We start from the raw sequence: 3,691 nt of genomic DNA, 5'->3' as shown, positions 1-3,691 counted from the left end.
GGGAGTATCCGAAACTCTGTGTATGAGGCTTAGCCCATGCGAGTTTGGCGGCTCATTTGTTGAACCGTTCTGGGTATAGGATAGCGAACTGATTGCGGGCAGCAACCCATTCTCTGACGGCCCTGCCTGTCTTCTCAAGACTGCGGATGGCCAGATAGATCAGCTTTGTCGCAGCATCATCAGTGGGAAAGCTCCCGCGCGTTTTGGTGGTTTTTCGGATGACGCGGTTCAGGCTTTCAATCGCATTTGTCGTGTAGATGATTTTGCGCACGGCTGGTGGGAAGGCGAAGAACGGGATGACTTCTTGCCACGCGCGTCGCCAGCTTGGAGCGATTGACGGGTACTTTTGGCCCCATTCGGCCTCAAAATCAGCAAGGGCTTTCTCCGCCTCGGTGTCATCCGTGGCCTGATAAATCCGCTTGAGGTCTTTTGCGACGTTCTTGCGATCTTTCCATCCGCAGAAGTTCAGGGAATGGCGCACGAGGTGGACAATGCAGGTTTGGACTGTGGTCTCAGGGAATACGGCATTGATGGCATCAGGAAAGCCCTTGAGGCCGTCCACAACGGCGATCAGGAAGTCTTCGACGCCGCGATTGCGCAGGTTGTTCATCACCGAGAGCCAGAACTTGGCCCCTTCGTTGTTGGCAATCCACAGGCCGAGAACCTCGCGTTCGCCCTCGGCGTTGACGCCCAGGGCTACGTAAACGGCTTTGTTCTTGACCTGACGGCTTTCCGCATCGCGGATTTTGACCCGAAGAGCATCAAGGAAAACAATCGGATACATCGCTTCCAGAGCCCGGTTCTGCCAATCCGACACTTCTTCCAAAACCGCATCCGTGACACGGCTGACAAGATCGGCGGACACCTTCAGCCCATAGACCTCTTCAAGGTGGGCGCGGATGTCGCGGGTCGATAACCCCGCTGCATATAAGCCGATGATTTTGTCATCCATACCGTCGATCCGGGTCTGACCCTTCTTGATCAGTTCCGGTTCAAAACTGCCCTCACGGTCGCGCGGGACATCAATCGGCAGCGCCCCATCATTGCCCTTCAACGTCTTGCGCGACGTGCCATTGCGGCGGTTGCTCTGCTGGTTTGTCGGCTGGGTGTCAGGCTCATAGCCTAAATGCTCGGTCAGTTCAGCGCCAAGCATCCGTTCCATCAGGCGAACCTTCAACTCTTTCATCAAGCCCTGTTCGCCCAGTAAATCGTCCGCGTTCTCAACGCCGCTCAGCAGCGCGTCTAAAACTTCCTTGGATATCGTCATTGTCGTCATGCTCCTTCGTTAATGAAGCATGGGCCAAATTACTCATACACAGAAGATCGGACACTCTCACGCGCAGGAAGCGGACACTGCAAAGTTGCAAAGCATACGTGGCTTCCAAGGCATGCTCGGCCCCTAGCGGACATTGCGGCTAGCTCACTTTTCTGCGGGGTAGCCCTTCGAAACGGTCATTCGTGCATCATGCAGCATTTTTCGGCTTCATCGTTGGTCATACAAGACGCTCCAAAAAGTCACCGCTCAAAACAGAAATCTAGGACTTCCGAAAAACCCACTTCTTCTCTAGATAGCTTCGCCTTTAACTCATCCAGATCCTCAACACTTGGCAGAGCATCTGTTGGCGAAATTTCAATACGAAAGCCCCGTGAATAATAACGCCCAACGCGTGACAGCTCATCACTCAGCTGCTGCAACAGAGCATCGCGTAGCATAAGTTGGTTCCTACGGAACTTTAACCGACGGAAACAATCAAAAAAATCAGATCTCTTCGTCGCATCATGCTTTCTGCCATTCCAACCAGTTTTCGGTGTGGCACGATACAAGGCGTGGTCCTCGACTTCCCTCCACTGTAATCGGCGGAGCAATACTCGGCCACGGTAGCGGGGTCGTTGTGATGTCGCGGGCTGTCAATCGGCATCCAAACATGACCCCTTATCGGCGTCCAAAATTGACCCCCCATTGTGTTGAGCTGGCCCGGCGCTGCGTAGCCCTCATATAGCGTAGCTGCGTCGGGCCAGCGGGGGTGTCGTTTGAGGCTAAGCTCTATTTTTGAAGCGCCAGCTTTCGTTACCGGTTTCGACGATCTCGCAGTGGTGGGTGAGACGGTCGAGAAGCGCTGTTGTCATCTTTGCGTCCCCGAACACGCTCGGCCATTCTCCGAACGCGAGATTGGTGGTGACGATGATCGAGGTGCGTTCATAGAGCTTGCTGATGAGGTGGAACAGGAGCTGGCCACCGGTTTGGGCGAAGGGCAAATACCCCAGTTCATCCAGGATCAGGAAGTCGAGGCGCGAGATCAGATCGGCGGTGCGTCCTTGCCGTTCCGCACGCGCTTCAGCGTCCAGCTTGTTCACGAGATCGACGACATTAAAGAACCGGCCTCGCCGACCTTCTCGGATACAGGCGCGGGCGATGCTGACGGCGAGATGGGTTTTGCCCGTTCCGGTTCCGCCGATGAGCACGAGGTTACGTTGATGATCCAAGAAGTCACCGATCGCCAGATCGCGGATCAGCGTCTCGTTGACATCAGCGGTTTCGAAGTCGAACTCTTCGATCTCTTTGGCCAAAGGAAGCTTTGCGATGGTCATCTGGTATTTGACCGAACGGGCCTGCTTCTCGGTGATCTCTGCGTGCAGCAGATCGCCTATGATCTGTTGCGGTTCATGTTGGCGTTTGACGGCTGTCGTAATGATCTCGTCGTAAGCCGTTCTCATGCCGTAAAGCTTCAACTGGCCCATGGCATCGAGCACTTGAGTCCGTTCCATTTTGTGGTCTCCTTAAGCTGTCATACCGGTCGCAATTGGCTTCTGGCTCGCAGTCCAGCTTCAGCGCATCCGGCGTGGTGATTGTCAGTGGTGGCGGCGGCTCGCGGTGCCGCGCCAGGATGTTCAGCACGACACCGGCAGAATGGACGTTATGGGACAGGGCCTCTGCACAAGCGGCTTCGACGGCCTTCAGGCCATCGGTCAGGATAGCCCCGAGGATATCGACCATTTGGCGGTCGCCGCCAGGCTGACGTTCCAATTTGCGCTGAACACGGCGAATGGGCGTCGGTAGCTCCCATTCTTTGAAGGGCGCGCCGTTGCGCAAAGCGCCCGGTTTGCGTGCGAGTACAGGCAGATGGTGCAACGGGTCATAGGTTGTTTTGCCGCGACCAAAGGCGCGCTCATGCTGGCCGACGATCTTTCCATCCTGCCAGCATTCCAGTCGATCTGCGTAAGCACGGATCTCAACCGAACGACCGACGGCACGGGCATCGACGGAGTAACGGTTGTTATCGAACCTGACCAAGCAGGTCTTGGATACCGATGCCGGGACTGCGTGGAATCCATCAAAGGGGCCTACGTAAGGGACCAGACTTGACCGTTCTTCTTCGAACACTTCCCAGATCGTTTTATCGCGCAGTTCCGGGTGTTTGTTCGCCTTGGCGTAAGCCGTGCAACGATCCTCAAGCCAGGCATTCAGCTCGGCATAGGATTTGAACTTCGGGCGCGGGACGAAGAACCGGCGGCGGATTACACCTGAATCGCCCCGGTTTCACCGGAGACGTATAGCTTCATTTCATGCGACCATATCGAGCACGTCGTGCTGTGCATAGAAGTTCTGTTCAGCCTCTGCTGGCGGGATGTTTCCGATGGGGCCAAGCAGGCGCCGGTTGTTGAACCAATCGACCCAGCCGAGGGTGGCCAT

3 protein-coding genes and 2 pseudogenes are annotated in these 3,691 nt (G+C 55.8%); all 5 read right to left on the bottom strand.

From position 1 onward, the window contains the following. Positions 1 to 52: 52 nt before the first annotated feature. On the bottom strand, positions 53 to 1,267 hold the full coding sequence (locus tag ACFWW2_RS22020) for an IS256 family transposase (RefSeq protein WP_393931897.1): 1,215 nt from the start codon (positions 1,265 to 1,267) through the stop codon (positions 53 to 55). A gap of 248 nt (positions 1,268 to 1,515) precedes the next feature. Then, entirely contained in the window at positions 1,516 to 1,713 is a 198-nt protein-coding gene (locus tag ACFWW2_RS22015) for a hypothetical protein (protein WP_393931895.1), read from the bottom strand. A 324-nt stretch (positions 1,714 to 2,037) separates the two neighbouring features. Beyond that, the gene (gene istB, locus ACFWW2_RS22010) at positions 2,038 to 2,766 is read right to left on the bottom strand and encodes an IS21-like element helper ATPase IstB (protein ID WP_393931893.1); all 729 of its coding nucleotides are present in this window, start codon (positions 2,764 to 2,766) and stop codon (positions 2,038 to 2,040) included. Further along, a pseudogene (locus ACFWW2_RS22005) lies at positions 2,663 to 3,523 on the bottom strand (Mu transposase domain-containing protein); the annotation flags it as partial. The gene istB and the pseudogene ACFWW2_RS22005, both read right to left, overlap by 104 nt. Positions 3,524 to 3,562: 39 nt before the next feature. Further along, positions 3,563 to 3,691, bottom strand: a pseudogene (locus ACFWW2_RS22000) (IS3 family transposase); the annotation flags it as partial.

The sequence above is a fragment of the Yoonia sp. R2-816 genome (assembly GCF_046762905.1).
Classification (GTDB): domain Bacteria; phylum Pseudomonadota; class Alphaproteobacteria; order Rhodobacterales; family Rhodobacteraceae; genus Yoonia.
This window is presented reverse-complemented; position numbering and strand designations above follow the sequence as displayed.

Coding starts and splice junctions, on each gene's coding strand:
- ACFWW2_RS22020 (WP_393931897.1), bottom strand. CDS start 1,267: ATGACGATATCCAAGGAAGTTTTAGACGCGCTGCTGAGCGGCGTTGAG.
- ACFWW2_RS22015 (WP_393931895.1), bottom strand. CDS start 1,713: ATGCTACGCGATGCTCTGTTGCAGCAGCTGAGTGATGAGCTGTCACGC.
- istB (WP_393931893.1), bottom strand. CDS start 2,766: ATGGAACGGACTCAAGTGCTCGATGCCATGGGCCAGTTGAAGCTTTAC.